The 979-nt window shown below is 42.7% G+C and carries 1 protein-coding gene; it reads left to right on the forward strand.

The features are described 5' to 3' along the window. Positions 1 to 970, forward strand: a 970-nt coding sequence (locus AM305_RS11505; protein ID WP_150084945.1) for an IS30-like element ISApl1 family transposase, incomplete at its 5' end; no start/stop codon positions are given. Positions 971 to 979 lie beyond the last annotated feature (9 nt).

Consider the following 979-nt stretch of genomic DNA (forward strand, 5'->3'; position numbering starts at 1 on the left):
GAGTACTTCCTACCGACATCTTACAATAAACGAGCGAGAAAAGATAATGATTTTACTCGCACAGGGCAAAAAACAAGCAGAAATTGCCAAAGCACTGGGACGTAGCTCCAGCACCATTTCTCGCGAGCTGAAACGACACGCTCTAGAAAGCTACAGTGCAACGAACGCACAAAACAGCTATTTGAAGCATCGTCAAAATAGCAAAGCACAGCGCAAATTAGAGCAGCCTGAATATTTCAATTTGGTGCAAGAAAAGTTTCTGACAGAAAACTGGTCGCCCGAACAAATCAGCGCACGATTAAAATTGGAAAAATCTGAATTATCCATTAGTTATTCAACCATTTATCGTGGTATTTATTCAGGGTTGTTTGATATAGGCGAACGCAAAGCCAGTCGCAAACTGCGCCACAAAGGCAAAACACGGCATACAAAAAATCATCATGAAAAACGTGGCAAAATTCAGATATCCAACCATTTGAACGACCGTCCCATTTCGGCGCAAAATCGCAGTCGCTTTGGACATTGGGAAGCCGATACCGTACTGGGTAAAGCGGGTGGAGCTTGTTTGCTGACGCTGACGGAACGCAAAAGTCGTTTTGAGTTGGTGAAGAAAATTCCTGCCAAAAAAGCCGAAGCAGTCCAAAAAGCCATGATTGAATTGCTGGATTCACATATATTGCGGTCAATTACGCCAGACCGTGGTAAAGAATTTGCCCAACATCGTTTGGTAACAGAAGCACTGGGTGTAGAATTTTACTTCCCCGAGCCGCATCAACCGTGGACACGGGGAACGAATGAAAATACAAATGGGTTACTTCGTGAATACTTTCCGAAGCACCAAGACATCAATCAGTGGAGCGAAGTTGATATTCAACAGGTGATCAATAAACTGAATTTACGACCACGTAAATGTTTAGGTTGGAAAACACCTTATGAAGTTTACTTCAAAAAAACGTTGCACTTGGTTTGACAATTCAAG

Source organism: Actinobacillus minor NM305, from assembly GCF_000175195.1.
Lineage (GTDB): Bacteria > Pseudomonadota > Gammaproteobacteria > Enterobacterales > Pasteurellaceae > Haemophilus_A > Haemophilus_A minor.